A 1,320-nucleotide genomic window follows, 5' to 3' on the forward strand; every position below is an offset into this window, starting at 1 on the left:
AAGATATCGACCGCAAACATATACATATCGTTTCTGTCCGTGTAGACGAGACCGGGAAAAAGATAAGCGATTCATTTGAAAAGAAACGTTCGGATACCATTCGTAAAGAGTTGGAGAAAAAGTATAGCCTGCTCCCAGCTGAGAAGCAACGGCAACCGGAGAATCTTCCTCTCAAACGGGTAGATTATAAAGCGGGTGATGTAAAGAAGCAGGTTTCCAATGTCGTAAAAGCTGTGATGAAGTCCTACCGCTTCCAGAGCCTCAATGAATACCGGGCTGTACTTTCAATATATGGTGTAACCGTTGAAGAAGTCAAAGGCGAGGTTAGGGGCAAGGCCTATAACGGCTTGGTCTATTCGGCATTGGACAGGAAAGGTGAAAAGGTCGGCAATCCCTTCAAGGCATCATTGATTGGAAAGGCTGTCGGCTATGATGCTTTACAGAAGCGGATCGCGTTTTCCAAACAATCCATGAAGGAGAAAGCTGTATATAACAGGAGCCGGAATATTATATCTACGCTTTTAGCCAATAAACCGGATCGAAAGGTTTTTGAAAAGGAACTCGCTAAAAATGGTATATCCGTATTATTCCGTGAAAACGATGATAAACGTATCTATGGTGTAACCTTTATCGACCTTCAGGAAAAAATGGTATTCAACGGTTCCCGCTTGGGCAAGGAGTTTTCGGCGAATGTCTTTCATGAACTGTTCAACGGGAACAGCAGGCAGGAAGATAAGGACTTTGGTATGGACAGGTCATTTGATACCAACAGTTATTCCCCCGGACAAGAATCTGCCAGCGAAGCTATCGCCGGGATATTCTCCATGGAGCAGCACGGGGACAATTACGAAGAGATTGCTTTCACTAACCGCATGAAGCGGAAAAAGAAAAGACGCAAGGGATTCGGTTTATAATTAGCAAATTAGGCAATTAGCAAATTTGAATTGAAAATCGGCGGAGCCAAAATTGGCGCAAAGCGACAATGCCATTTGCTAATATGCTAATTTTCAAATTCACTCATTAACAAATTGATTTTATTATGCAACAGGAAGACGATTTAAGAGGATTAGCCAAAGTCATGGAGTTCATGCGGGCTATCAGTATATTATTTGTAGTAATTCATATTTACTGGTTCTGTTACCAGGCCATATCGGAACAGGGCATTGATATAGGCGTAGTAGATAAAATCCTGCTGAATTTTCAAAAGACGGCGGGGTTGTTTTCTAATATACTTTGGACAAAGCTGTTCGCCGTGGTGTTTCTGGCGTTGTCCTGCCTCGGGACAAAAGGTGTAAAAGAAGAAAAAATCACATGGAATAA

The 1,320-nt window shown here is 42.3% G+C and carries 2 protein-coding genes; both read left to right on the forward strand.

Features of this window, described 5'->3' with window-relative positions:
- A partial coding sequence (locus BUC12_RS19640; protein ID WP_073357358.1) for a relaxase/mobilization nuclease domain-containing protein occupies window positions 1–914 on the forward strand: 914 nt, incomplete at its 5' end.
- Window positions 915–1,039: 125 nt separating this feature from the next.
- A partial coding sequence (locus BUC12_RS19645) for a YWFCY domain-containing protein (protein ID WP_175552656.1) occupies window positions 1,040–1,320 on the forward strand: 281 nt, incomplete at its 3' end.

The organism is Indolivaga macrotermitis (genome assembly GCF_900128985.1).
Taxonomy (GTDB): Bacteria; Bacteroidota; Bacteroidia; order Bacteroidales; family Dysgonomonadaceae; genus Dysgonomonas_A; species Dysgonomonas_A macrotermitis.